At 68.0% G+C, this 23701-nt stretch carries 21 protein-coding genes and 1 pseudogene; 15 read left to right on the top strand and 7 right to left on the bottom strand.

Translation table 11 applies throughout. The features are described 5' to 3' along the window. The first annotated feature begins 43 nt into the window (after window positions 1-43). The 4 genes from rpmI to VMT65_RS37225 all read left to right on the top strand — a co-directional run bounded on the left by rpmI (window position 44) and on the right by VMT65_RS37225 (window position 3413). Window positions 44-238, top strand: coding sequence for a 50S ribosomal protein L35 (gene rpmI / locus VMT65_RS37240; protein ID WP_033090982.1), 195 nt, complete (start codon window positions 44-46; stop codon window positions 236-238). Between the two features lie 136 nt (window positions 239-374). Next, window positions 375-755, top strand: coding sequence for a 50S ribosomal protein L20 (gene rplT / locus VMT65_RS37235; RefSeq protein ID WP_326313427.1), 381 nt, complete (start codon window positions 375-377; stop codon window positions 753-755). A gap of 100 nt (window positions 756-855) precedes the next feature. Further along, a complete protein-coding gene (locus VMT65_RS37230; protein WP_326313564.1) occupies window positions 856-1590 on the top strand; it encodes a TrmH family RNA methyltransferase in 735 nt (244 codons plus the stop codon). Window positions 1591-1898: 308 nt separating this feature from the next. Beyond that, window positions 1899-3413: an APC family permease gene (locus VMT65_RS37225; protein WP_326313426.1), complete on the top strand. Its 1515-nt coding sequence runs from the start codon at window positions 1899-1901 to the stop codon at window positions 3411-3413. A gap of 10 nt (window positions 3414-3423) precedes the next feature. Here the strand turns inward: VMT65_RS37225 and VMT65_RS37220 are convergent, their stop codons facing one another. Continuing rightward, window positions 3424-3999 carry a TetR/AcrR family transcriptional regulator gene (locus tag VMT65_RS37220; protein WP_326313425.1) on the bottom strand — a complete coding sequence of 192 codons (576 nt, stop codon included), beginning with the start codon at window positions 3997-3999 and terminating at the stop codon, window positions 3424-3426. Window positions 4000-4102: 103 nt separating this feature from the next. Between VMT65_RS37220 and VMT65_RS37215 the strand changes: the two genes are divergently transcribed. Both VMT65_RS37215 and VMT65_RS37210 read left to right on the top strand, forming a co-directional pair. Beyond that, window positions 4103-5551: an MFS transporter gene (locus VMT65_RS37215; RefSeq protein WP_326313423.1), complete on the top strand. Its 1449-nt coding sequence runs from the start codon at window positions 4103-4105 to the stop codon at window positions 5549-5551. 27 nt (window positions 5552-5578) lie between these two features. Next, on the top strand, window positions 5579-6091 hold the full coding sequence (locus tag VMT65_RS37210; protein WP_326313422.1) for a DoxX family protein: 513 nt from the start codon (window positions 5579-5581) through the stop codon (window positions 6089-6091). Here VMT65_RS37210 and lipB read toward each other — a convergent pair. Beyond that, window positions 6007-6699 (bottom strand): lipoyl(octanoyl) transferase LipB, encoded by a 693-nt coding sequence (lipB, locus tag VMT65_RS37205; RefSeq protein WP_326313421.1) that lies wholly within the window; start codon window positions 6697-6699, stop codon window positions 6007-6009. The genes VMT65_RS37210 and lipB overlap by 85 nt on opposite strands. 83 nt (window positions 6700-6782) lie before the next feature. Here lipB and VMT65_RS37200 point away from each other — a divergent pair, with 83 nt between their 5' ends. The 3 genes from VMT65_RS37200 (at window position 6783) to pheT (ending at window position 11248) form a co-directional block, all read left to right on the top strand. Next, window positions 6783-7562 (top strand): potassium channel family protein, encoded by a 780-nt coding sequence (locus VMT65_RS37200; protein ID WP_326313419.1) that lies wholly within the window; start codon window positions 6783-6785, stop codon window positions 7560-7562. A 93-nt stretch (window positions 7563-7655) separates the two neighbouring features. Further along, entirely contained in the window at window positions 7656-8714 is a 1059-nt protein-coding gene (pheS, locus tag VMT65_RS37195; RefSeq protein ID WP_326313418.1) for a phenylalanine--tRNA ligase subunit alpha, read from the top strand. Window positions 8715-8746: 32 nt separating this feature from the next. Beyond that, the gene (gene pheT / locus VMT65_RS37190) at window positions 8747-11248 is read left to right on the top strand and encodes a phenylalanine--tRNA ligase subunit beta (protein WP_326313416.1); all 2502 of its coding nucleotides are present in this window, start codon (window positions 8747-8749) and stop codon (window positions 11246-11248) included. Window positions 11249-11670: 422 nt separating this feature from the next. Here pheT and VMT65_RS37185 read toward each other — a convergent pair whose 3' ends face one another. Further along, complete coding sequence (locus VMT65_RS37185) at window positions 11671-13248, bottom strand: HNH endonuclease signature motif containing protein (protein WP_326313415.1); 1578 nt, start codon at window positions 13246-13248, stop codon at window positions 11671-11673. Between the two features lie 120 nt (window positions 13249-13368). Here VMT65_RS37185 and VMT65_RS37180 point away from each other — a divergent pair, with 120 nt between their 5' ends. Then, complete coding sequence (locus VMT65_RS37180; protein ID WP_326313413.1) at window positions 13369-14154, top strand: alpha/beta hydrolase; 786 nt, start codon at window positions 13369-13371, stop codon at window positions 14152-14154. Here the strand turns inward: VMT65_RS37180 and rho are convergent. After that, window positions 14141-15295, bottom strand: a pseudogene (gene rho, locus VMT65_RS37175) (transcription termination factor Rho); the annotation flags it as partial. The gene VMT65_RS37180 and the pseudogene rho overlap by 14 nt on opposite strands. A 372-nt stretch (window positions 15296-15667) precedes the next feature. Here rho and VMT65_RS37170 point away from each other — a divergent pair. Both VMT65_RS37170 and VMT65_RS37165 read left to right on the top strand, forming a co-directional pair. Further along, window positions 15668-16177: a PspA/IM30 family protein gene (locus tag VMT65_RS37170; RefSeq protein ID WP_326313409.1), complete on the top strand. Its 510-nt coding sequence runs from the start codon at window positions 15668-15670 to the stop codon at window positions 16175-16177. A 37-nt stretch (window positions 16178-16214) separates the two neighbouring features. Then, a complete protein-coding gene (locus tag VMT65_RS37165; RefSeq protein ID WP_326313407.1) occupies window positions 16215-17267 on the top strand; it encodes a hypothetical protein in 1053 nt (350 codons plus the stop codon). Window positions 17268-17336: 69 nt separating this feature from the next. Here the strand turns inward: VMT65_RS37165 and VMT65_RS37160 are convergent, their stop codons facing one another. Genes VMT65_RS37160 through VMT65_RS37150 form a run of 3 tightly spaced genes read right to left on the bottom strand, consistent with a single transcriptional unit; the run spans window position 17337 to window position 19553 of the window. Beyond that, window positions 17337-17741, bottom strand: a complete 405-nt coding sequence (locus VMT65_RS37160; RefSeq protein WP_326313405.1) for a RidA family protein — start codon at window positions 17739-17741, stop codon at window positions 17337-17339. A gap of 10 nt (window positions 17742-17751) precedes the next feature. Beyond that, window positions 17752-18522, bottom strand: a complete 771-nt coding sequence (locus VMT65_RS37155; RefSeq protein WP_326313404.1) for an IclR family transcriptional regulator — start codon at window positions 18520-18522, stop codon at window positions 17752-17754. Beyond that, window positions 18519-19553, bottom strand: a complete 1035-nt coding sequence (locus VMT65_RS37150; RefSeq protein ID WP_326313403.1) for a sugar kinase — start codon at window positions 19551-19553, stop codon at window positions 18519-18521. The genes VMT65_RS37155 and VMT65_RS37150 overlap by 4 nt, the downstream gene beginning before the upstream one ends. Before the next feature lie 123 nt (window positions 19554-19676). Here VMT65_RS37150 and VMT65_RS37145 point away from each other — a divergent pair, with 123 nt between their 5' ends. Genes VMT65_RS37145 through VMT65_RS37135 form a run of 3 tightly spaced genes read left to right on the top strand, consistent with a single transcriptional unit; the run spans window position 19677 to window position 23683 of the window. Further along, window positions 19677-21359 (top strand): amino acid deaminase, encoded by a 1683-nt coding sequence (locus tag VMT65_RS37145; protein WP_326313402.1) that lies wholly within the window; start codon window positions 19677-19679, stop codon window positions 21357-21359. A 10-nt stretch (window positions 21360-21369) separates the two neighbouring features. Next, window positions 21370-23064 carry an N-acyl-D-amino-acid deacylase family protein gene (locus tag VMT65_RS37140; RefSeq protein ID WP_326313401.1) on the top strand — a complete coding sequence of 565 codons (1695 nt, stop codon included), beginning with the start codon at window positions 21370-21372 and terminating at the stop codon, window positions 23062-23064. Then, window positions 23042-23683 (top strand): bifunctional 4-hydroxy-2-oxoglutarate aldolase/2-dehydro-3-deoxy-phosphogluconate aldolase, encoded by a 642-nt coding sequence (locus VMT65_RS37135; protein ID WP_326313400.1) that lies wholly within the window; start codon window positions 23042-23044, stop codon window positions 23681-23683. Before VMT65_RS37140 ends, VMT65_RS37135 begins: the two co-directional genes overlap by 23 nt. Window positions 23684-23701: the final 18 nt, after the last annotated feature.

The following is a 23701-nucleotide window of genomic DNA, read 5'->3' as shown; positions in this document are numbered from 1 at the left end:
TGTGGAACTCGCGCGCCTTCGGCACGACAGATATGAGGAATCCATGCCGAAGATGAAGAGCCACAGCGGCGCCTCGAAGCGATTCAAGGTGTCGGGCAGCGGCAAGCTGCTGCGTCAGCAGGCGAACCGTCGCCACCTGCTCGAGCACAAGCCGACCACCCGGACTCGTCGTCTGGACGGCGTGGAGGTCGTCGCGAAGGCGGACGTCGCTCGCGTCAAGAAGCTGCTCGCCAAGTAATTCGGGCCCAGCCAGGATTTACGGCAGAGCCAGCCGCTAGCGATCCGTTCGCGGAACGCATAAACCGACTACCTCGGGCGCATCACCTCGGGTCTCCGCGAGAAACCCAGCGCCCCCAACGAACAAGGACTGACAAGTGGCACGCGTCAAAAGGGCTGTCAACGCTCAGAAGAAGCGCCGTTCCGTTCTCGAGGCCTCCAAGGGCTACCGCGGTCAGCGGTCGCGCCTGTACCGCAAGGCCAAGGAACAGCAGCTGCACTCGCTCACCTACGCCTACCGGGACCGCCGGGCGCGCAAGGGTGACTTCCGCCAGCTGTGGATCACTCGTATCAACGCCGCCGCGCGTCTGAACGACATGACCTACAACCGCTTCATGCAGGGCCTCAAGGCCGCCGGCATCGAGGTGGACCGCAAGATCCTGGCCGAGCTCGCCGTCTCCGACGCCGAGGCCTTCGCCAAGCTGGTCGAGGCCGCCAAGGCCGCGCTCCCGGCCGACGTCAACGCCCCGGCCGCCTGATTCGGCCTGCGTGACAACACAAGATTCGAAACGACCCGCGGACGCGCTCTCCGAGCGCAATTCGCGGGTCGTTTCGGCTGTCAAGCTGCATCGCGCCCCGATGCGCCGCAAGACCGGGCTGTTCCTGGCCGAGGGCGCGAATTCGGTTGCGGCCGCACTGGATACGGGACGGATCGAGGAGCTGTTCTTCTCCTCCCGGGCTGCCGAGCGCGAGCACGAACTGGTGGCGAGTGCCGCCGCGCAGCGGGTGCGCACCACGCTGGTGAGCGACCGGGCCGCGGAGATGCTGGGGGAGACCGTGACTCCGCCCGGGCTGGTCGCGGTATGCCGCCAGGTGGATGTGCCGCTGCGCGAGGTCTTGGACGCCACGCCGCGCATGCTCGCGGTCCCCGTCGAGATCGCCGATCCCGGCAACGCGGGCACCCTCATTCGGGTCGCCGACGCCGTGGGCGCGGATGGCGTTGTGTTGGCGGGCGATTCGGTCGATCCACACAATGGCAAATGCGTCCGCGCCTGCGCCGGGAGCCTCTTCCACGTCCCCGTGGCTCGCTCCCGCGACATCGACGCCACTCTGGACGCGCTGGACGAGGCGGGCATCGCGATTCTGGCGACCACCGCCCGCGGCGAGGTCGACCTCGACGACGCCGACGACATCCTTCGCGGCCCTGTCGCCTGGCTCTTCGGCAACGAGGCCCACGGTCTCGACAAGGCCATCACCGCCCGTGCCACCCACCGCGTCCGCATCCCCATCCACGGCCGCGCCGAAAGCCTGAATCTCGCTGCCGCCGCCGCGATCTGCCTCTACGCCAGCGCTCGCGTCCAGCACGCGCGGTAGCCGGTCGGGGCGCGCCGGATTCGCCGGGGCGCGGTCGGATGCCCCCTCTACGGGCCGCGCGGAAAGCTTGAATCTGGCTGGCGTCGCTGCGCTCTGCCTCTATGCGAGCTGACGCGTCCAGCACGGGAAATAGTCACGGCGCTGCCGCCGATCGGCGTGTGGCGCAGGGGAATCCCCGGTGGCGGCGCGGATCTGGACGTGAGGTCGGTCGGGTCGGGGGCCGGGCCGCGGCGTCGTGACGCTGGTGCCTTTCGAGCTTGCCGCGGTCGATTCGGTGTGCTGGGGATTTGCCCGTATTCTTACGAGCCGTGACATCCCCCAGCACCCTGCGGTCCGGTGCGCTGTCCCTGGTCTCCAGTGTGGTGATCGGGGTGGCGTCGGCGGGGCCGGCGTACAGCATTACCGCGACCCTCGGACTGGTCGTGGTGGCCGTCGGGGCGCAGTCGCCGATCATCGTGTTGTTGGCGTTCGTGCCGATGCTGCTGGTGGCCATCGGGTATCGGGATCTCAATGCGGTGGAACCGGATCCGGGGACCACCTTCGTGTGGGCGACGCGGGCGTTCGGGCCGTTCACCGGGTGGATGGCCGGGTGGGCCATCGTGGTGTCGGATCTGCTGGTGATGGCGAGCCTGGCGCAGATCAGCGCGCAGTACACCTTCCATCTGTTCGGCGCGCACGGGATCGGGTCGGACGGGACCAGCATCTGGGTGCTGCTGCTGGGCATCGCCTATCTGATCGTCATGACCATTGTCGCGGTGCGCGGCATCGACGTGTCGGCGCGACTGCAGTCGGTGCTGCTGAGCGTGGAATTCGGCATGCTCGTGGTGTTCTCGGCGGTGGCGCTCGGGCGGGTGCTGCTCGGGCACGGGCCCGACGGGTCGAGCCTGCCGCACTGGGACTGGTTCAATCCCTTCGCCATCGGGTCGTTCTCGGACTTCGTGACCGCGCTGCTGCTCATGGTGTTCATCTACTGGGGCTGGGACTCGGCGGTCTCGGTCAACCAGGAGACCGTGGACCCGCGCCACACCCCGGGCCGGTCCGCGGTGCTGTCCACCATCACGCTGGTGGCGCTGTACCTGCTGGTGACCGTGGCCGCGCAGGCGTTCGCGGGCGTCGGGAAAGACGGTCTGGGACTGTCCAATCCGGATCACGTCGACGACGTGCTGGGCGCGCTGGGCCGGGCCGTGTTCGGCGACAGCTGGATCGGGACCGCGGCGGTGTACCTGCTGTTCGGCATGGTGCTCACCTCGGCGGCCGCCTCCACTCAGACCACCATCCTGCCCACCGCGCGCACCACCTACTCGATGGCGCTGCACCACGCCCTGCCCGCCGCGTTCGGTCGCATCGACCCGCGCTTCCGGACCCCGGTGTTCTCTACCTGGGTGTTCGGCGGGGTGTCGGTGCTGCTGTACGTGGGGCTGAACTTCGCCTCGGGCGGGCGGCTGATCGCCGAGGCGGTGACGGCCATCGGCATCTCCATCGGCCTGTACTACGGGCTCACCGGGCTCAGCTGCGCCTGGCTGTACCGGCACGAATTCGCCGGGAACCCAAGGACACTCGTGATCAAGGGCATCCTGCCGACGGTGGGCGGGCTGGCGCTGCTGTTCGCGGCGGGTTGGACGGCGGTGACCTCGTGGTTCAGCGCGGTGTTCGTGCTGGGCGTGGGCACGCTGCTGATCGGCATTCCGATCTATCTGACCCTGGCGCGCACCATGCCCGCGTTCTTCCGCGGCGAGGTGCTGGCGCGGCGGCTGCCCGCGCCGACCGAGGAGATCATCGAGGCCGACGCCGAGCCGGAGTCCGGCGAACCGGTGCGGGCCTGAACCGGCCTGACTAGATTCCTTCCTCGCTGAGATTGGTGAGGATCTCGGTGGCCCAGGACGGATTGCCCTCGCACTCGACGTCGGTGACCCCCAGTGCGGTCAGGTCGATGAGCAGCATGCCGGTGCCGAAGAAGCGCCGGACCTCGGCGGTGGTCGCGCCGGTCAGTTCCTTGGCGAGGTTGAACAGCCGCCCGAAGTGCGCGCGGATGTTCGTGCCGATGGCCGGATCGCTGGCCGCCGCGATGCCCTGCAGGAAGACCCGGGGCAGGTCGAGGTCGCTGAGGAAGTGGTCGCCGAAGTAGCTGCCCAGGGTGTCGAGCCGATCCTTGGGGGAGGCGTCCGGTGCGGCAGCGGCGGCCCCGGCGCGGAACAGCCCGTCGATGCGCCCGCACACCTGGTCCAGCACGGCCAGGAACAGCTGCTGCTTGGTGCCGAACAGGCGGATCACATAGGGCTGGGAGACCCCGGCACGGCGCGCGATGTCATCGGTTTTGGTTGCGGCGTAACCGAATTCGGCGAAGGCGCTGGTCGCCGCGGCGAGGACTTCCGCGCTTCGTTCGGTCGCTGACATCCGGGTGCGGGTCATCGCTGTCGAGCCTCCTCAGCATTGGGTAGATCGGTCTGCCATTGACATGTTATCAGTCGATGCATACTCTCTAGTTATCAGTCGATTACAACAAGGATTGGTCATGACTGAAACACTCGGAACCTCAACTCTCGCAAGCAAAGTCGTCGACAAGCAGCGCCCGCTGGCCGCGATCTTGGCCGCCGTCGGCATCCCCATGTTCATGGCCACCCTCGACAATCTGGTGGTCACCTTCGCCCTGCCGGTCATCCGCACCGAAATGCACGCCACCCTCACCGACCTGCAGTGGTTCGTGAACGCTTACACCCTGTCGTTCGCGTCGATGCTGCTCACCGCGTCCGCGCTCGGCGACCGGCTCGGTCGTCGCCGGGTCTTCGTCGCCGGAATCGCGCTGTTCACGGCCGCCTCGGCGGCGTGCGCGCTGGCCACCGAACCGTGGATGCTGATCGCCGCGCGGGCCGTGCAGGGCTTCGGCGGCGCGGCGGTGATGCCGCTGTCGCTGACACTGCTGTCGGCGGCGGTGCCGGAGAAGATGCGCAGCGCGGCCATCGGCATTTGGGGCGGCATCACCGGGCTAGGCGTTGCGCTCGGACCCGTGATCGGCGGCGCGGTCGTGTCCGGGCTGAGCTGGCAGTGGATCTTCTGGATCAATGTGCCGATCGGCATCGCGGCCGTCCCGTTCGTCGCCCGGACCCTGAACGAATCCTTCGGCGGCACAAAGAAGCTGGATCCGGTGGGCCTGGTGCTCTCGGCCGGTGGCGTGCTCGCGGTGGTGTGGGGCGTGATCCACGGCTCGGGCGACGGCTGGACCTCGACCAAGGTGCTGGCCGGGCTGATCGGCGGCGCGGTGCTGCTGGCAGGATTCGTGGTGTGGGAGAACCGATCCGCCGATCCCATGCTGCCGCTGCGACTGTTCCGGTCGCGCAGCTTCGCCGCGGTGAATGTCGTGCTGTTCACCTTCTCGGTCGGCGCGTTCGGCTCGATCTTCCTGCTGGCCCAGTACTTCCAGGTGGTGCAGGGGTATTCGCCGCTGCAGTCCGGGATTCGGACGCTGCCGTGGACCATGGCCCCGATGGTGGTGGCCCCGCTGGCCGGTCTGATCGTGGACCGCGTCGGTGTGCGGCCGCTCATCGCCCTCGGACAGGTGTTCCTGTCCGGTGCGCTGCTGTGGATGGCGCTGATCACCAGCGTCGACGCCTCCTATGGCACCTTCGTCCTGCCGTTCGTGCTCGGCGGCGTCGGCATGGGTCTGACCTTCGCCCCCACCGCCACCGCCGTCATGGCCAGCGCCGCCCCGGCCGACCAGGGCATGGCCTCGGGCACCAACAACACCATTCGTGAGGTCGGTGTCGCCATGGGCGTCGCGATCCTGGCTTCGGTGTTCGCTTCCTACGGTTCGTATCTGAGCCCCGAAACCTACGTCGACGGCCTCATCCCCGCGGTCAAGGTCGGCGCGGGCATCGTCGCGATCGGCGCTCTCGTCGCCCTGCTGCTGCCCAGCCGTCGGCAGGTGGCCGAATCATCCACCGGCGCACCGGCTCTCGCGCACTGACCGGATTCGATCCGACGGAGACACCTCATGTTCCAGACCCTGCTCCTGCTGGCAGTCCCCACGCTGGTCCTTCGCCTCCTCGGCGCCCTGGGCGTCGCCCGCTTCGCCACTTGGCGGGTGTGCGCCGCCCACGGCCTGGCCTTCATGCTCCTCATGACCGGCGCGGCCCACTTCGCGCCCGCCCCGGTCACCGCCATCCCCAATCACGACGACCTGACCGCCATGGTCCCGTCGTTCGTGCCGTTCCCGAGTTTCACCGTCTACGCCACCGGGGTCCTGGAGTACCTGGGCGCTCTCGGCCTGGTCCTCACCCGGTTCCGCCGCCCGGCCGGGTTTGCCCTGGCGCTGATGTTCGTCCTACTGCTCCCCGCGAATATCCATGCGGCGGTGGACAATATCCCCTTCCACGGCGAACCGGCGACACCGCTGTGGTTCCGCCTGCCCGAGCAGCTCGTCTACATCGCGGTGGCGTTGTTCGCCGCATCGGGAGCCACTGCGGGCGTTGCCTCGAAGACGCGGGCGACGGTGTCCACCACCTGAGCCATGGTCGGCGCGGGCCGACCGGACAGCTCGCGTTCGATCGAGGTCATATCCACATCCGGCATGCCGCAGGCGACCGCCAGCTTCCAGGGGCTGAGGTCGCCTGTGACATTGAGGGCGAAGCCGTGGGTGGAGACATTGCGGCCGACGCGCATGCCGATCGAGGTGATCTTGCGGCCGGTGTCTCGGGTCCAGACGCCGGTCAGCAGCTCCGAACCCGGTGGGGTGTCGCGGCGTTCGGCGGGGATGCCCAGTTCGGCAAGGACCGCGACGATTCGGTGTTCGACATCGCGGATGAGGTCGACGACGCCCTCGCCGGGTTGCAGGCGGGCGATGAGATAGCCGACCAACTGGCCGGGGGCGTGGTAGGTGAGTTGGCCGCCGCGGTTGGTGGTGAAGACCGGGATATTGGTGTCGGGGGCGGGCAGATGGGATTCGGGGGTGCGGCGGCCGATGGTGTAGGTCTGCTCGTGGGTGAGCAGCCACAGGGTGTCGGGCCGCTGATCGGCGACGCGCTCCTCCCACATCCGCTGCATGCGGTCCATGGCTGCCCCGTACTCGGTGAGGTGGTCGGTGTCGTCGATGAGGGTCACGGGCCGGGACTTCACGATGTCATTGGTACCACCAGAGATTGCCCGGGCCCGCGACCAAGGTGTGGCGCGCGCCACTCGAGGATGCAAGGCTGCTGGTCATGGCGGATATCGCAACTCGTCGGGTGCATTGGGAACGGGCGACGGCGATGCCGTTCACGGCATTGGCGCTCGCCTTTCTGGTCTCGTATGTCTGGCAGGTGCTCGACCACGGTCGCACACCCGAGCTGGACGGCTGGCTGACCCGGGTCGACATCCTCATCTGGGTGCTGTTCTCCGCGGATTTCCTGCTGCGGCTGCGGATTTCGACCGATCGGCGGCGATTCCTGCGGCACAACTGGCTGGATCTGTCGATCGTGCTGGTGCCGCCCCTGCGGCCGCTGCGACTGCTGCGCGCGGCACTGCTGATCATCGACGCGGTGGATCGGCACACGCGGTTCCAGGCGCGCATGCGGTTGGCGGTGTTCGTGGGCGTCAGCTCGGTGCTGCTGGTGCTGCTGTGCAGCGTGGCCGTTTTCGACGCCGAACGCGATGCGCCGGGAGCCAATATCCACAGTCTCGGTGAGGCGGCGTGGTGGTCGGTGGTGTCGGTGACCACGGTCGGCTACGGGGATTTCCATCCGGTGACGGTGACCGGGCGGCTGGTCGCGGTGGTGCTCATGACCGTCGGAATCGGTTTGATCTCCTTCACCATCGGTGCGGTCACCAGCTGGGTCATCGACAAGCTGCGGATCGTCGACGAATCGGTGGAGCGCGCCGATCGCGATCTCGAGGAACTCGTCGGCGAGGTGCGCTCCCTGCGCGCCGAGCTCGCGCAACTGCGGGCCGAGCTGCGGCACACCACGCCGGAAGGGGTGTGCGAGCTGGGAAAATCCAGGTGAGGTGGGCTGATTACAAGGATTACGATGCGACCAGCAAGAATGGGTGGGTAATTCCGCCCGACCCGTAACCAGCCTGGGGAGTGACGAACCATCGTGGCCGATGACAACAATGCCGAGCAGAACGCTGCCTTGAGCGAGGAATCGCTCGCTGCTGCCGCGGAAGCTGCGGAGAAGGCGTTCGCCGCGGCCGCCACCCTCGACGAACTGGCCACGGCCAAGACCGAGTACATGGGTGGGAAGTCGCCGATCTCGTTGGCGCAGCGGTCGCTGGGCAGCCTGCCCAAGGAGGAGAAGGCCGAGGCCGGCAAGCGCGTGAACGTGGCGCGCGGTCGGGTGTCGAGCGCGTTCGAGGCGCGGCAGGCCGAACTGCTCGCCGAGCGCGACGCGGCCGTCCTGGTGGCGGAGACCATCGACGTGACCCTGCCCGCCCGGCGGCATGCCCAGGGTGCGCGGCATCCGATCGCGGTGCTGTCCGAGCGGGTCGCGGACGTGTTCGTGGCCATGGGCTGGGAGGTCGCCGAGGGGCCCGAGGTCGAGACCGAGCACTTCAATTTCGACGCCCTGAACTTCCTGCCGGACCATCCGGCCCGCACCATGCAGGACACCTTCCACATCGCGCCGGAGGGTTCGCGGCAGGTGCTGCGCACGCACACCTCGCCGGTTCAGGTGCGCACCATGCTGTCTCGCGAACTGCCGATCTATGTGGTGTGCCCGGGGCGGACCTTCCGCACCGACGAGCTGGACGCCACCCACACCCCGGTGTTCTCGCAGGTCGAGGGTCTGGCCATCGACAAGGGCCTGACCATGGCGCACCTGAAGGGCACCCTGGACGCGTTCGCGCGCGCCCTGTTCGGTCCGAACACCACCACGCGCATGCGGCCCAGCTTCTTCCCCTTCACCGAACCGTCCGCCGAGGTGGACGTGTGGTTCGAGGACAAGAAGGGCGGCCCCGGCTGGGTCGAGTGGGGCGGCTGCGGCATGGTCAACCCGAAGGTGTTGATCGCCAGCGGTATCGATCCCGAGGTGTACAGCGGTTTCGCGTTCGGCATGGGTCTGGAGCGGACCCTGCAGTTCCGCAACGGCCTGCCGGACATGCGCGACATCGTCGAGGGCGATGTGCGCTTCACCCTGCCGTTCGGCATCCAGTCCTGACCTGACCCCGATACGAGGAAGCGAAACGTCAAGTGCGAGTAGCGCAGTCCTGGCTGACGGAAATCCTGCAGCGGACCACCCCCGGGTGGTCGGTGACGCCGGAGGAACTCGACGCGGGGTTCGTCCGGGTCGGTCTGGAGGTCGAAGAGGTCGACCGGCTCGAGCCGGTGGGCGGTGACATCGAGCGCCCGCTGGTGGTGGGTCGCGTCGCCGAGATCACCGAGCTGACCGAGTTCAAGAAGCCGATCCGGTTCTGCAAGGTGGACGTCGGCAATCCGGAGCTGCAGGAGATCGTCTGCGGCGCACGGAATTTCGCCGTCGGCGATCTGGTGGTCGTGGTGCTGCCGGGCGGTGTGCTGCCCGGCGGCTTCAAGATCTCGTCGCGGAAGACGTACGGGCACACCAGCAATGGCATGATCTGCTCGGTCGCCGAGCTGGGGATCGGCAAGGATCACAGCGGCATCCTGGTGCTGGAGCCGGGCACGGCCGAGCCGGGCGCGGACGCCAATGAGCTGCTGGGGCTTGGCGATACGGTCATCGAACTGGCCATCACGCCCGATCGCGGGTACGCGTTCTCGGCGCGCGGTCTAGCTCGCGAGCTGGCCTGCGGCTTCGACCTCGAGTACAGCGATCCGGCGGTGCGACTGCTCCCGGAATCGGACGCCGAGGCGTGGTCGATCAAGATCGAGCCGAATTCGCTGTGCACGCGGTTCGCCGCGCGCCGGGTGACCGGGATCGATCCGAAGGCCGTGAGCCCGTGGTGGTTGCAGCGTCGACTGCTGCTGTCGGGTGTGCGTCCCATCTCGCCCGCGGTGGATGTCACCAACTACGTGATGCTCGAGCTCGGGCAGCCGCTGCACGCCTGGGATGCCGCCAAGGTGTCCGGCGGGCTGGTGACCCGACGCGCCAACAAGGGTGAAACCCTGCGCACGCTGGACGAGGTCGAGCGCGTGCTGGACGCCGAGGACGTGGTGATCGCCGACGATTCCGGCGTGGTCTCGCTCGCCGGTGTCATGGGTGGCGCGAGCACCGAGGTCGGTTCGGAGACCACGGACGTGCTGCTGGAGGCGGCGACCTGGAACCCGGTCGCCATCGCCCGCACCGCGCGTCGCCACAAGCTGTCCTCGGAGGCCAGCCGCCGCTACGAGCGCGTCGTCGATCCGGAGATCAATGTGATCGCCCTGGATCGCGCCGCCACGCTGTTGGCCGAGATCGCCGGTGGCACAGTCGAACCCGTGCTGAGCGACGTGCGCGTGTCGACTCCGGCCGTGCAGCCGATCGCCATGGATATCGATCTGGCCGATCGAACCGCGGGCGTGCACTACGCGCCCGGGGCGGCCACTCGTCGTCTGCAGCAGGTGGGTTGCTCCATCGAGGTGGGTGTCAGCGAGGCCGGGCACGGTCAGCTGGTCGTCACCCCGCCGAGCTGGCGACCCGACCTGACCCAGCCCGCCGATCTGGTGGAGGAGGTGCTGCGCCTCGAGGGCTTGGACAAGATCCCCTCGGTGCTGCCGACTGCTCCGGCCGGGCGCGGGCTGACCGCCGCGCAGCGTCGCCGTCGCGCGGTGAGCAAGGCGTTGGCGTTCGAGGGTTGCGTCGAGGTGCCGTCGCCGGTGTTCATGCCCGCCGGGATCTTCGACGTCTGGGGCCTGGACGCGGACGACCCGCGCCGCAAGACCCTGCGCGTGCTGAACCCGCTGGACGTCGAGCGCGCCGAGCTGTCCACCACGCTGCTGCCCGGCCTGCTGGAGATCGCCGCCCGCAATATTTCCCGTGGCGAGCGCGATCTCGCGATCTACGCCATCGGCCAGGTCACCCTGCCGACCGAGGAGACCGTGCCCGTCGGCCCGCTGCCGGTGGATCGCCGCCCCACCGACGACGAGATCGACGTGCTGCTGCGCTCGCTCCCCAAACAGCCGACTCGCGTCGGTGCGGTCCTCACCGGCCGCCGGGAACCCCGCGGACCGTGGGGCCCCGGCCGCCCGGTCGAAGCGGCTGATGCCTTCGCCCTCGTCGAGGCGATCGCCGATGCCTCCGGCGTGACAATTGAACGCCGTGCCACGCAATACCTTCCGTGGCATCCCGGCCGCTGCGCTGAGCTTCTCGTCGACGGTGTCGTGGTCGGCCACGCGGGCGAACTGCACCCGGCGGTCCTGGAGCGCTCGGGCCTGCCCCCGCGGACCTGCGCCGTCCAGATCGACCTCGATGCTCTGCCGCTGCGTGAAATCCGGCCTACCCCTGTGGTTTCCGCCTTCCCGGCGGTGCTGCAGGACGTTTCGGTGAGTGTCGAGAAGACCGTCCCCGCGGCGGCCGTCGAATCCGCTCTTGTCAGTGGTGCGGGCGAGCTCCTCGAAAACATCTCTCTCTTCGATGTTTACGAAGGTGCCCAAGCGGGCGAGGGGCGCAAATCCCTCACCTACGCTCTCCGTTTCCGTGCCACCGACCGGACGTTGACCGAGGACGAGGCGAGCGCTGCGCGTGACGCTGCGGTTGCGAAGGCGGCAGAGTCTGTCGGAGCCGTTCTGCGAGGGTGAAAACCCGAAAGAACAAGAGACAAAAGAAGAAAAGAAAAAGAGAGAAAAGATAAAAGACGCCAGGAGGAGGGAGAGAGGCGGGTCGAGCTTGCGAGGCCCCCTCACCTACCAGCCCACACCGGGAAACACCCGCACCTCCCAGCGCACTCACCTACCGAACCTCACTCACGTTCCAGCCCACTCACCGTGCGGCCGTTCTTCGTCTCTGTGGAATTGTCAAAGAACCTGAAAGCTGTGGAGCTGTCGAACGGTTCGGGTCTGTGTTTCTTGGGTTGTCTCGAGAAGGTGATGCGTGCAGTCCGTGGGCTGGGAGGTGAGGTGGCGGCTCCCAGCTCGGCGTCAGCCCAAGTCCGGTAGGGCAGGCGAGGTGACCGCACTTCCCCGTCCCTGCGCACGCCAGTCGGAGACGAGCAGCTCGGGTGTCACGCTGCCCGTGAACCCCACCTCCGGCAACTGGAATCCACGTGATTGGCGACCCGCTCCCCGAGGTGATGTTTGTCGTTGACGTGTGGGGTGTGGGAGGGGTCCAACGCCGCCGGGGCAATCCAGCCCACCCGGCCTGGGTGCGCCGTGTCCTTGCCCAACATCACCGTCTGCCAACCATTCTCGCTGTCGTTGACCATGGCGTGGTGGTGATCGCAGACCAGGGCGAGGTTGTTCAGGTCGGTGGGTCCGCCCTTGGCCCAATCGATCACATGATGCGCCGCGCACATGCTCGCGGGTACATCGCAGCCGGGGTGGGTGCAGCCGCGATCGCGGGCGATCAACGCCAGCCGCTGACCCGAGGAGGCGAGGCGTTCGCCGTGGGCGAGGTAGAGCGGGATCTCGTCCTTGTCGAGCACCGCCAGCACGGGGCGAGAACCCTTGGCCAGCTTGAGTGCTTCGTTGATCGACAGGTGTCCACCCGAAGCGGTGGTGGCCACGCCCGCACCCTTTTCGAGGTCGGCCAGGCTCATGGTGACCACGACCTCCACCGGCAGGCCACGGTGCATGCCCAGCTTCACCGGCTTACCGGCCTTGGCCGCAGCGGCACCGGCAGCAGCGAAGACACCAACACCAGCGGCGGTGCCCGCAGCAGCACCAGCGCCCGCAGCGTCAGCGGCATCGATACCAGCGGTGGTGTCGGTGACCGGCTGCAACGCGCTCACGAGCGCGAACAACGCGTCGTGGGTGCGCTGGCCAGCATCACGACGATCACGACGCGCGGCCGCCTCCAACACCTTCGAATCGACGTGCGCAGTGGCCGCGAGGATCTCGGCATCCGCATCGTCGAGGTTGCACATGCCCGGGCGGGCGAGCTTGGCGAAGATGGCGTCCAGCAGGGCGCGCAGTTCGGGGGTGAGCCAGCCTTCGATCTTCGACATCCCATCCACACCGGGACGACTGATGGTGATGCCGCGACGGCGACGACGGTCGGCATCGGAGATCACCGTGCCCTCCGGATCCAAACGCGCCAGGATCTCGCGCCCGATCTTCGGCAGGTCATCGGGGTGCCCGGTCACACAGTGCTCCACCAACAACGCCTCGGTCTCGACCCGCGCCGGCGCGGGAACCTCGGCGGGCAGATGCGTCATGATGTCCACGATCCCGCGCACATGATCACGGGAAATCACGCCCGCTTCAAACGCGTTCGCGGTCGCGGCCAGGGTGATCGGGCGCGGCGTGCCGTCGGCTCCGAGGAACTCCCCACACGCTGCGGCGATCTTCACCCGCATCGCCGCGTCATAGCGCGACAAACCGAGGGTTTGACGCAGGAACGGCACCACATCCTTCACCCCCGCCTTGCGCGGCAGGTCCCGCTCCGCGATCTCGATCACCAGAGCCGAATCCACTGCGGCCAGTTGACGCTTGCAGATCTCCAGGCGGCGCATGAATTCCACGGCATCGATGTCGGCGAGCGGCTTGAGTCCGCCGTGCAGAGCATTGTCGGTGACGTTGGTGATCGCGGTCATCAGCGCGCCGATGCCGGTGCTGTCGAGTGTTTCCCCCTTCGAATTCATACCTCAATTCTACCGCCGAATTGATCATAATAGAAGCCGAATTCCGTTGTGATATAACGACTTTCAGACTTTCGAGCGTTTCCGAATTCCTCTTCGAGAGCGGTAGGGTAAGAAGAATGCATGTGGCATCCCGCTAACCCGATTCTCAATGCGTTGACCTATGCCCCGGGCGACCGCCGCATCGTGGCCACTCCCGAGATGTTCGGCGTGCCGTACGAGGCGCTGTCGCTGACCACCTCGGACGGCGAGACGATTGAGGCGTGGTTCGTGCGGGCGGCGAAAGAGCCGTTGGGGCACATTCTGTTCGCGCACGGTAATGGGGGGAACATCGGCGATCGGTCGCCGATGCTGGCCATGTTGTCCGCGGTCGGGTTCGATGTGCTGGTTTTCGATTACCGGGGATATGGGCGGAGTACCGGGCGGACCAGTGAGCTGGGGACATACCGGGATGCTCGTGCGGCACGGGAGGCGTTGCTCGCGCAGCCCGGGGTGGATCCCAGCCGGGTCGTGTATCTGGGCAAATCGTTGGGCGGGGGAGTGATGCTGGAGTTGTCGAATGCCTTCCCACCCGCCGCGCTACTGCTCATGTCCACGTTCACCGGCCTACGCGATGCCGCAGTCGCGGTGTACCCGTTCCTACCGAAGCTGTTCGTACCCAACGCCTATCCGAGCCTGGCGCGCATTCGGAAGCTGCGCTGCCCGGTGCTGATCATGCACGGCGACATGGATGAGCTGTTGCCGGTGCGGATGGGGCGGGAGTTGTTCGCGGCCGCACCGGAACCCAAGGAGCTGGTGGTCTATCCGGGCGGGATGCACAACGATCTCATCGGCTTCCCGGGTTGGGCGGAGACCGTGGCCACCTGGGCGGCCGGGGTACTGCCGCCCAAGCGGCTCACTTCCGGATGATGTTGGCGAGGAACTCCGCGTTGCTGCCGGACTTGCGCAGCCCGTCCAGGAGCAGGTCAAGGGCGCGCTGATCGTCGAGTTCCGCCAGGGTGCGGCGGAGTTTGTCCACCGCCAGACGTTCCGCCGGGGTGAACAGCAGCTCGTCGCGGCGGGTGCTGGATTTGGCGATATCCACGGCCGGGAAGACGTGTCGGCTCGCGATGGTGCGGTCGAGTTTGAGTTCGGCGTTGCCGGTGCCCTTGTACTCCTCGAAGATGACGGTGTCGGCGAGCGAACCGGTTTCGACCAGGGTGGTGGCGATGATCGTCAGTGAGCCGCCGTCCTCGAAATTGCGGGCCGCACCCAGGAACCGCTTCGGCGGCAGGAGTGCCGTGGAATCCACGCCGCCGGAAAGGATTCGGCCGGAGGCGTGGCCGGTCATGTTGTAGGCGCGCGCGAGTCGAGTCAGGGAGTCGAGCAGGACGACGACGTCCCGGCCTTCCTCCACCAGTCGCTGTGCGCGTTCGATGGCCAGTTCGGCGAGGGCGGTCTGTTGGGCCGGGGAGTCGTCGAAGGTGGATGCCGCGACCTCGGCGGGGACACCGCGTGAAAGGTCGGTGACCTCTTCGGGGCGTTCGCCCACCAGCACCAGCATCAGGTGCGCTTCCGGGTGATTGGCGGCGATGCCGTGTGCGATCGCTTGCAGTACAGAGGTTTTGCCCGCTTTCGGCGGTGCCACGATCAACGCGCGCTGGCCCTTGCCGATGGGCATGATCAGGTCGGTGATGCGGGTGGTGAGCTTGGTGGGCTCGGTTTCCAGCCGCAGTCGCTCATTGGGATGGATGGGGGTCAGGTCCGCGAAGTTCGGGCGTTTGGGCAGGTCGGTGACCGGGTGGCCGTTGACCGTGTCGACGCGAACCAGGGGAGCATGCTTGCCGCCCTTGGGATTCGGCTGCGCACCGTTCTTGGGATTCGGCTGCGCCAGGCCGGTGACGAGGTCGCCGCGGCGCAGGCCGTGCCCGCGAATCAGGCGGGCGGGGACGTGGATGTCGTCGGGGCCGGGGAGGTAGCCGCTGGTGCGGAGCACTCCCGTCTGACCGTGGATGTCCAGCAGTCCCGTTGCGGGCGACAGGGTTTCGATGTGTTCGAGTTCTCGGGCCGCGTCGGTCTGGGTGACGCGCGGCGTGGGATCGATGGTGGTCATGATGTGTTCTCCTCTGGAGGATCAGGTGATTTGCGCACCGGGAGTGAGTGATTGGAATGGCCGGAGATGGCCGAAGGCGGCAGGAAACCGCCGGTGAATCCGAGTGATCGCGGAGGCCAGCCGAACTGCCCGCATGCGGGACCTACAGCTGTGCCGCGAATTCGAACTCGGGGGGAGAAGAAATCTCGTGGGAGGGACTCGGTGTCTACCTGCGTCCACGGATTGCGACGTCCCCACCGTACGCCGCCTCCGCCATCGACGCAATGCCGACCCGTCGATCGCCATCCCGACCGGCCGCCCCAACCCCGCGACCTGCGTAGCCTGGAACCCATGAGCGATGCCAAGGAACTCGTGGCCTTGTTGGCGCAGCTGCCCGACGCCGAACTGGCCGCCGTGGTGGCGGCCGCCTCGGACGGCAAGGCGGGACTGGCCGCACTGCACGCGGTGGCCCAGTCACTGGCCGCCACTCTCGGTCATGCCTCGGATGTCATCGATGTGACTCCTGACACCCTGTCGGTGGAAAGCTATTCGCAGTCTGAGACGGCTGGCGCATCGGGGCAGGTGGGAGCGGGTCCGGTGGTGACGGGAATACCGGTACCGCCTGCGGGTATGCCCGATGCGGACCCGATCGGCGGGTATACGAACTCCGGTGTCCCTACTTTCGAGTCAGTTCGCGATAAGGTCGAGCAGCGCTACGGCACATCGCAGGGGATGGGCGAACTCGATCGGCAGACACCGGTGGGTCGCAGCGTAGAGGAACAGTGGGATGCGCGGGCGAAGGCCGCGCGGGAACGCCTGGAACAGATTCGAAAATCGGTGCACGGCAACGATTCCGAGTGATCCGGGCGGTCCGCTTCAGACTTGATTGGGTGGAACCTTGACAGAGTCCAACACGCGGCCGCAGGGCCCACGTGAGATCGCCGAGAAGCTGCTCGACCTCCAGGTCGACTTCATCCTCGCCGAGGTGAGCGGTGACCGCTTCGCCGAAGTGATCGCCCGCGACGTGAAGGACGTGGTCGGTGTCGCAGACACCATCATCTTCCGCGACGTGGTCGAGATCGATCAGGCCAAGCAGACCGTCGCCAATGTCATCGACCTGATCGGCGGCAGCCCGGTGCTGGGCGAGATGGTCGGCACGTTGGCCAACTCGCTCTACGAGAACATCGCGGAGAACACCGACTACACCCTGGGTGACGTCGTGGACCGCGAGCCCGTCGAGCAGCTGCTGGAGAAGATCTTCGGCATGCACCAGGCCCAGGAACGCATCCTGGAACGGCTGACCGAGAGCCCCCTCATTGCGACCGTGGCCGCCAAGTTCGTGGACAAGCTGGTCGACGATTTCATGGAGACCAACAAGCAGATCGCCGGAAAGATTCCCGGCGTCGGCTCGCTCGTCTCCATGGGCACCAATGCCGCCAAGTCCGCGCGCAAGGCCGCGGAGAAGGCGGGCGGCACCTTCATCGGCGAAATGGCCGGTAAGGGCGCGCAATTCGCGCTCAAGCGCACCAACAACGCGATTCGCGAGATGCTGCGGGACGCACCCGTGCACGACGCGGCCATGGAATTCTGGGACCTGCACGCCGGGGAGCCGGTCGCGGGGCTCAAGGAGTACCTGTCCCAGCAGGATCTCTACGACCTGGCGCTGATCATCTACCGGATCGCGCTGACCACCCGCAACAAGGAATACGTGGGCGTGCTGGTGGACCAGGGCGTCGAGGTGTTCTTCGAGAAGTACGGCGACCACACCCTCGCCGCGCTGCTGCCGGAGCTGGGGTTGTCCGAGGCGGTCATCGCCGAGGAGATCCTGCGTTACGGCCCGGCCGTGGTCGAGGCCGCCAAGCGAAACGGCGTGCTGGCCAAGCTGATTCGGGAGCGCCTGGAGCCGTTCTTCCTGTCGGAGCCGGTGCTCGCGGTGCTCGCGGGGAACTGATCCGGGCGTCGCACAAGAGAATTCGGTACCGAGGGCTCTCAGGGTATTCCCCCGAGAGCCCTCGAAGTATCAGTCGACGATGGCGATACCGTCGATCTCCACCAGCATCTCCTCGCGCGGCAGGCCGGTGAAAACGGTTGTGCGGCTGGGCAATACGCCGCTCCTGGTGTGCTCGTTCACGAACTTGCCGTAGGCCTCGTTCATGATGGCGAAGTCCTCGCGCTTGGTCAGGTAGACGCGCAGCATCACCACGTCGTCGAAGCTCGCGCCCCCGGCCTCGACGATCGCCTTCACATTCTCCAGCGTCCGGGTCGTCTGTGCCGCGACATCACCCGGGTACAGGTACTCGTTGGTCGCGGGATCGACCGGGCCCTGGCCCGACACCTGGAGGAACGGGCCCTTGCGGACGCCCTGCGAGAAGACGTGCGCGGGTGCCGGGGCCTTGTCGGTGCGGATTTCGATCTTCTGGCTCATGGTCGGCCTTTCACTGGTCGGAACTTTCGGTGCGATGGCTCGGACTCCAGCCGAGCTCGGTGGAGATGGCCTCGGCCGTTTCGCGCACGCGCGGCAGCAGGCCGAGAACCTGGTCGTGATCGAGCAGCATGTCCGGCACCGACACCGACAGCGCGGCGACGGTCGCGCCGGTGCCGTCGTGGATCGGGACGGCCACGCAGTTGATGAAGCTCTCGTGCTCCTCGTGGTCCTCGGCGAAGCCTTGGGCCGCAACGAGTTCGAGTTCCTCGAGGTATTGCTCCGGTGTGCGGATGGTGCGGTCGGTGAAGGGGCGGTAGTCCAGCCCCGCGGCGATGGTCGGCCATTGGGAGCGCGGCAGCGCCGCCACCAGCACCTTGCCGACCGCCGTGCAGTGCAGGGCCGCCGGGCGGCCGATGCGCGAGTACATGCGCACGCTGTGGGTGGCGTCGAGCTTGTCGATGTAGACGGCCTCGCCGGATTCGTAGGTGGCCAGGTGCACGGTCTGGCCGGTCTCGGCATTCAGCGCCGCCAGATGCGGCCGCGCGACCGTGCGCACGTCCCGGCCCTCCAGCGACCGGTTGGCGAGCTCGAAAAGCCTGGTGCCCAGCCGATACCGGTGCTCGCTGTCATGGGTGACGAAGCGGTCGGCCTCCATGGTCTGCAGCAGGCGCAGCACCGTCGACTTGTGCACGCCGAGCCGAGTCGCCAACTGGTCCAGGGACTTCGGTTCCTCGCCGAGTTCGACCAGGAGGGTGAGGGCGCGCTGGAGACTCTGGCTCATGACGCCACATTCTCGGGTACGAGCAGGCTCGGACGGTAATGCAGGGCGGACCACTCGGACGGGGTTGCGGCGGCCAGGGATTCGAGGGTCGGCAGCGGCGGCAGGTCGGCGATGTCGCCGGTGCCGGTGAGTGCGGCGGCCGCGCACAGGTGGCCGAAGCGCAGCAGCTGCTCGTGCGGGCGGCCCTGGAGCAGGGCGGCGAGGTAGCCGCCCGCGAAAGCGTCTCCGGCACCGATCCTTTCGGTGACCTCGAGGGTCAGCGCCGGGACCTCGAGGCGATCCGCGCCGAGGAAGCCGGTCACCGAGTGCTTGTCGTTCTTCACGATCAGATGCCGGGGCTGCGGGAACGCGGTGCGCAGCCGGTCCGCGTCGCCGATGCCGAAGACCTCCTCGGCCTCGTCCGCGCCGAGGAAGACGACGTCGCTGCCGCCGATGTGGCGGGCCAGGATATCCGCGGCGGATTCGGTGCGGCGGGACCAGAGCGCGGGACGGTAGTTGAGATCGAAGCTGATCAGATGGCCGCGGCGAGGGAGCGCCAGCAGGGCGTCGGTGAGTTCGGTCGCCGAGGGGGACAGTGCTGTGGTGATGCCGCTGAAATGCACGAGTTCGGCCTGCGCGAGCACCGGTGCGGCCGCGGTCAGATCCGCCGGCGAGAGGGCGCTCGCGGCGGATCCGGTGCGGTAGTAGAGCATTCGGCTCGCGCCCGCGGCCAGATCGGCGGGTCGGCCCGAACCGCTGCCGCGCTCCTTGACGTACACCCCGGTGGGCCGGGCCGGATCCACGGTGACGGTCGAGGTGTCCACGCCCCGGTCGGCCAAATGCCGCACCAGGTATCGCCCGAACCCGTCATCCCCGACCCGGGACAGCCATCCGGTCGGCACACCCAGCTGGCTCAGCACGCACGCGACGTTCGCCTCGGCCCCGCCCGCGCCGCGCTCGAACACGGGGGAGTCCTCGAGGGGTCCCGGCGCCGCGATGAGCACCGCGAGCCCCTCACCGACGGTGACCGCCCGCGTGGTCGGCTGGATCACACCAATCTCCTTCGAATGGTTGCGGCATTCGGACATTACGTGCAGACTAACCACCAGAAACACGATGTGCAACAAGCGTTGCAGATTATGCAATGCAAACTTGCTCTGATCGGAAGGAGCGTCGTGGCCGTCGACAAGGGAGTCGCAGCCCGCAACCGGACCGCCGGAGTCGCGGAGGGACCGACCCTCTCGGATTCCGTTGGGCCGGTGCCGGACACGAACCTGGCGAAGTCCGCCGGGGCGGTACTGGAGACGGTCCTGGGCCCGCAGCACAAGTCGCTGCCGCCCGCGGCCTGGGGCCTGACCGTGCGCGACTACCTGGCCACCGCCCCGCACCTGGACGACCTGCAGACCCCGGTCCTCACCATGGACCGCACCGCACTCGACCTGAACCGCGCGACCATGGCCGACTGGGCCCGCGCCGCCGGAGTCCGCCTCGCTCCCCACGGCAAAACCACCATGTCCCCACAGCTCTGGCGGGAACAACTCGAAGCCGGAGCCTGGGCCATCACTCTCGCGACCCCCTGGCAGGCCCAAATCGGCCGCGCCCTCGGCCTGACCCGCATAGTCCTGGCCAATTCCCTGGTCGACCCCACCGGACTGCACTGGGCCGCAACCGAAATCGCCAACGACCCGACCTTCGAGCTCTACAGCTGGGTCGACGGCATCGACACCGTCCACGAAATGGAACGCCACCTGGCCTCCGCGCCCGAGGGTGTCCGCCTGAACGTGATCGTGGAACTCGGTGGCCCCCACGGCCGCACCGGTGCGCGCGGCCTGGCCGCCGCCCACGCCGTCGCCGACGCCGTGCACAAATCCCCGCGCCTTCGCCTGGCGGGCGTGGGTGGCTACGAAGGCGCGCTCGCCCACGACCGCAGCCCGGAAGCCCTTGCCGCGGTGCGCCATTACCTCGACGAGGTCGCGATCCTGCACCAGGAACTCGCCGCCGCCGGACGGTACGACGAATTCCTCGGCCAGCGCACCGGCGGCGAGGACAGTGGCGAGTCATCTTCACGAGATCCCGACCACCGGCGCAGCGGGAGCGCGCGCGGCGGTGCGTCCAGTGGCCTGCGCGAGAGTGCGATCGGCGGGCGTGGCGGAGCGGGTACCGGCGGTTTACGCGAGGCTGTGGTCGGCGCGGCGCACGAGGACGTACCCGGTGGCGCGGTCGCGGCGGAGTCGCGTGCCCGGAGCGAGAGGAAGCGCGGTGCGGGAGACGCGGATTCGCGCAGTACGGGCCCGCACCGCGGGCGGGCCGCGATCGTGACCGCCGGGGGTAGCGCGTATCCGGATCTGGTGGTCGAGCGGCTGGGCGGGCTCGCGGACGAGGACGGGGCGCACGGGGTTCCGACCGCCGTGGTGCTGCGGTCCGGGGCCTATCTGGTGCACGACGACGGCTTCTATTCGGGGATTTCACCGCTGGCCGCGGGGCGCTCGGAGCGTCCGTTGCGGTCGGCCATGCACGGTTGGGCACGGTGTGTGTCCCGTCCGGAGGCGGAGCTCGCATTGCTCGATGCGGGGAAGCGGGATCTGCCGTTCGATGAGGGGTTGCCGGTCCCGCAGGTGCTGGCGGGACCGGCAAGCACCGTCTTGCCCGAAGGGGCGACGGTGTCGGCGTTGAATGATCAGCACACGTTCTTGCGCCTGCCCGGTGGGTCGGAGGCCGATGTGCCGGTGGGAAGTGTGGTGCGGCTGGGGCTTTCGCATCCGTGCACCGCGTTCGACAAGTGGCGGCTGATTCCGGTGATCGACGATGCGGAGGCCGAGCGGCCGCGGATCGTGGATTTTCTGCCCACGTACTTCTGAGTGGATTGCTATGGGCAACTTGCTGATTCGCGATATCGCCGTCATCGACGGCACCGGTGGGGAGCGGTTTCGGGCGGATGTGGTGATCGACGGCGGCCGCATTGCCGAGATCGCTGCGCCGGGGACCGTCGCCGGGGCGGACCGGATCCTCGATGAGGGCGAGAACCTGGTGCTGGCACCGGGATTCATCGATATGCACGCGCATTCGGATCTGCACCTGCTCACCGATCCGGGGCATTTCCCGAAGCTGAGTCAGGGCATCACCACCGAGGTGATCGGGCAGGACGGGTTGTCCTACGCGCCGATCGACGACGCGGCGCTGGCGATCGTGCGCCGCCAGATCGCCGGGTGGAATGGGAATCCCGCCGAATTCGACTTCTCCTGGCGCACGGTGGCCGAGTACCTGGACCGGCTCGATACGGCGGGTATCACGCCGAACGCGGCGTACCTGGTACCGCAGGGCACGCTGCGCTTGATGACGGTCGGCACCGAGCAGCGTCCGGCCACCACGGCGGAGATCCAGCACATGCGGCTGCTCCTGCGCCAGGCCCTGTCCGAGGGCGCGGTGGGCATGTCGAGCGGGCTCACCTACACGCCCGGAATGTACGCCGACACTTCGGAACTCGCGGCCCTGTGCGAGGTGGTCGCCGAGTTCGGCGGCTTCTACGCCCCGCACACCCGCTCCTACGGCGCGGGTGCCCTGGACGCCTACGCGGAGATGATCGATCTCTCGCGCCGGACCGGCTGCGCCCTGCACCTCACGCACGCGACGATGAACTTCGGCGAGAACCGTGGCCGCGCACCGGAATTCCTGGCCATGATCGATGCCGCGCTCGCCGACGGCTGCGATATCAGCCTCGACACCTACCCGTATCTGCCCGGCTCGACCACACTCTCGGCGCTGCTACCCAGCTGGGCCATGTCCGGCGGTCCGGACGCCGCGCTGGCGCGGATCGCCGACCCCGAGGCTCGCGCGCGAATCATCCAGGACGTCAATGTCAATGGCTCCGACGGGTGTCACGGCGTGACCGTCGAGTGGGAGACCATCCAGATCAGCGGCGTCGCGAACCGGGACCTCGGCGCATTCGTCGGCCGCACCGTCGCCGACATCGCCGCCGATCAGGGCCGCCCGCCCGTCGAGGTCTTCTTCGAGCTGCTGACCCGAGATCAGTTGGCCACCACCATCCTTCAACACGTCGGCCACGAGGAGAACGTGCGCGCCATCATGCGCCACCCCCGCCACATGGGCGGCAGCGACGCCCTGCTGGTCGGGGATCGCCCGCATCCCCGCGCGTGGGGCACCTTCCCCCGCTACCTAGGCCACTACACCCGCGAACTCGGCGTCCTCACCCTGGAGGACTGCGTCCACCACCTCACCGGCCGTCCCGCAGCCCGCCTACGCCTGCGCGATCGCGGCCTCATCCGCCCGGGCTACGCCGCCGACCTGGTCCTCTTCGACCCCGCCACGGTCATCGACACCGCCACCTTCGAGCAGCCCAAACAGCAGGCGCGGGGCATCGCGTACGTACTCGTCAATGGCGAATTCGCCCTGGACGCAGGCAAACCCACCGGCATCCGCGCGGGCCGCGCGCTTCGAATGGACGCCGCGCTGGGAGAGACCCGAGCACCCGGGCTCGGGGCAGGCCGCCGGTACTGCCCGTCGCCCCCGGAAAGGAGATTCGATGACCGCCGTCGTCGACACTGATTCACCCGCCTTGCGGGCCATCCTGGCCGACCGAGCGCTGACCGTGGTGCGGGCACCCGAGATCCCGGACCCGGTCGCGCTGGCCGGGGCGCTCGCCGGAGCCGGAATCCGCGCCGTGGAACTGACTTTCACTACGCCGGGCGTGCTGGATTACCTCGGCAAGATCGCCGCGGCCGGGACGGGGGTGATCGGTGCGGGCACCGTCCTGCGACGGGAGCAAGCCGAGGCGGCGATCGACGCGGGCGCGCGATTTCTGGTGACACCGGGAATCAGTGAATCGGTTGCCGAGGTGGCGGGCCGACACGAGATCCCGGTCGTCATGGGCGCTTTCACGCCCTCCGAGGTCATGCGCGCCATGGAGCTCGGCGCGGCCGCCGTGAAGATCTTCCCCGCCCGGGCGCTCGGCCCGGGCTACCTGAAGGACCTGCGAGGCCCCTTCCCCGATGTCCGTCTGATCCCCTCCGGCGGGGTCAATGCGGGCAATGCCGCCGACTTCCTCGCCCACGGGGCGGTCGCGGTCACCGCCGGAACCGATGTCGTACCACCTGCCGCCGTGGCGGCGGGCGAATGGGCCGAAATCGCCTCGCGCGCGGCCGCATTCGTACGAGCCATGCGCTGATCGAAGAAGTGAACTGAG

Origin of the sequence: Nocardia sp. CDC153 (assembly GCF_035818515.1) — a bacterium.
Taxonomy (GTDB): Bacteria; Actinomycetota; Actinomycetes; order Mycobacteriales; family Mycobacteriaceae; genus Nocardia.
This window is presented reverse-complemented; position numbering and strand designations above follow the sequence as displayed.

Excerpts from the sequence above, each read along its gene's own strand:
- rpmI (WP_033090982.1), top strand. The coding sequence starts at position 44 with ATGCCGAAGATGAAGAGCCACAGCGGCGCCTCGAAGCGATTCAAGGTG.
- VMT65_RS37230 (WP_326313564.1), top strand. The coding sequence starts at position 856 with ATGCGCCGCAAGACCGGGCTGTTCCTGGCCGAGGGCGCGAATTCGGTT.
- VMT65_RS37220 (WP_326313425.1), bottom strand. The coding sequence starts at position 3,999 with ATGACCCGCACCCGGATGTCAGCGACCGAACGAAGCGCGGAAGTCCTC.
- VMT65_RS37215 (WP_326313423.1), top strand. The coding sequence starts at position 4,103 with ATGACTGAAACACTCGGAACCTCAACTCTCGCAAGCAAAGTCGTCGAC.
- VMT65_RS37210 (WP_326313422.1), top strand. The coding sequence starts at position 5,579 with ATGTTCCAGACCCTGCTCCTGCTGGCAGTCCCCACGCTGGTCCTTCGC.
- VMT65_RS37200 (WP_326313419.1), top strand. The coding sequence starts at position 6,783 with ATGGCGGATATCGCAACTCGTCGGGTGCATTGGGAACGGGCGACGGCG.
- VMT65_RS37185 (WP_326313415.1), bottom strand. The coding sequence starts at position 13,248 with ATGAATTCGAAGGGGGAAACACTCGACAGCACCGGCATCGGCGCGCTG.
- VMT65_RS37180 (WP_326313413.1), top strand. The coding sequence starts at position 13,369 with ATGTGGCATCCCGCTAACCCGATTCTCAATGCGTTGACCTATGCCCCG.
- VMT65_RS37170 (WP_326313409.1), top strand. The coding sequence starts at position 15,668 with ATGAGCGATGCCAAGGAACTCGTGGCCTTGTTGGCGCAGCTGCCCGAC.
- VMT65_RS37160 (WP_326313405.1), bottom strand. The coding sequence starts at position 17,741 with ATGAGCCAGAAGATCGAAATCCGCACCGACAAGGCCCCGGCACCCGCG.
- VMT65_RS37155 (WP_326313404.1), bottom strand. The coding sequence starts at position 18,522 with ATGAGCCAGAGTCTCCAGCGCGCCCTCACCCTCCTGGTCGAACTCGGC.
- VMT65_RS37140 (WP_326313401.1), top strand. The coding sequence starts at position 21,370 with ATGGGCAACTTGCTGATTCGCGATATCGCCGTCATCGACGGCACCGGT.
- VMT65_RS37135 (WP_326313400.1), top strand. The coding sequence starts at position 23,042 with ATGACCGCCGTCGTCGACACTGATTCACCCGCCTTGCGGGCCATCCTG.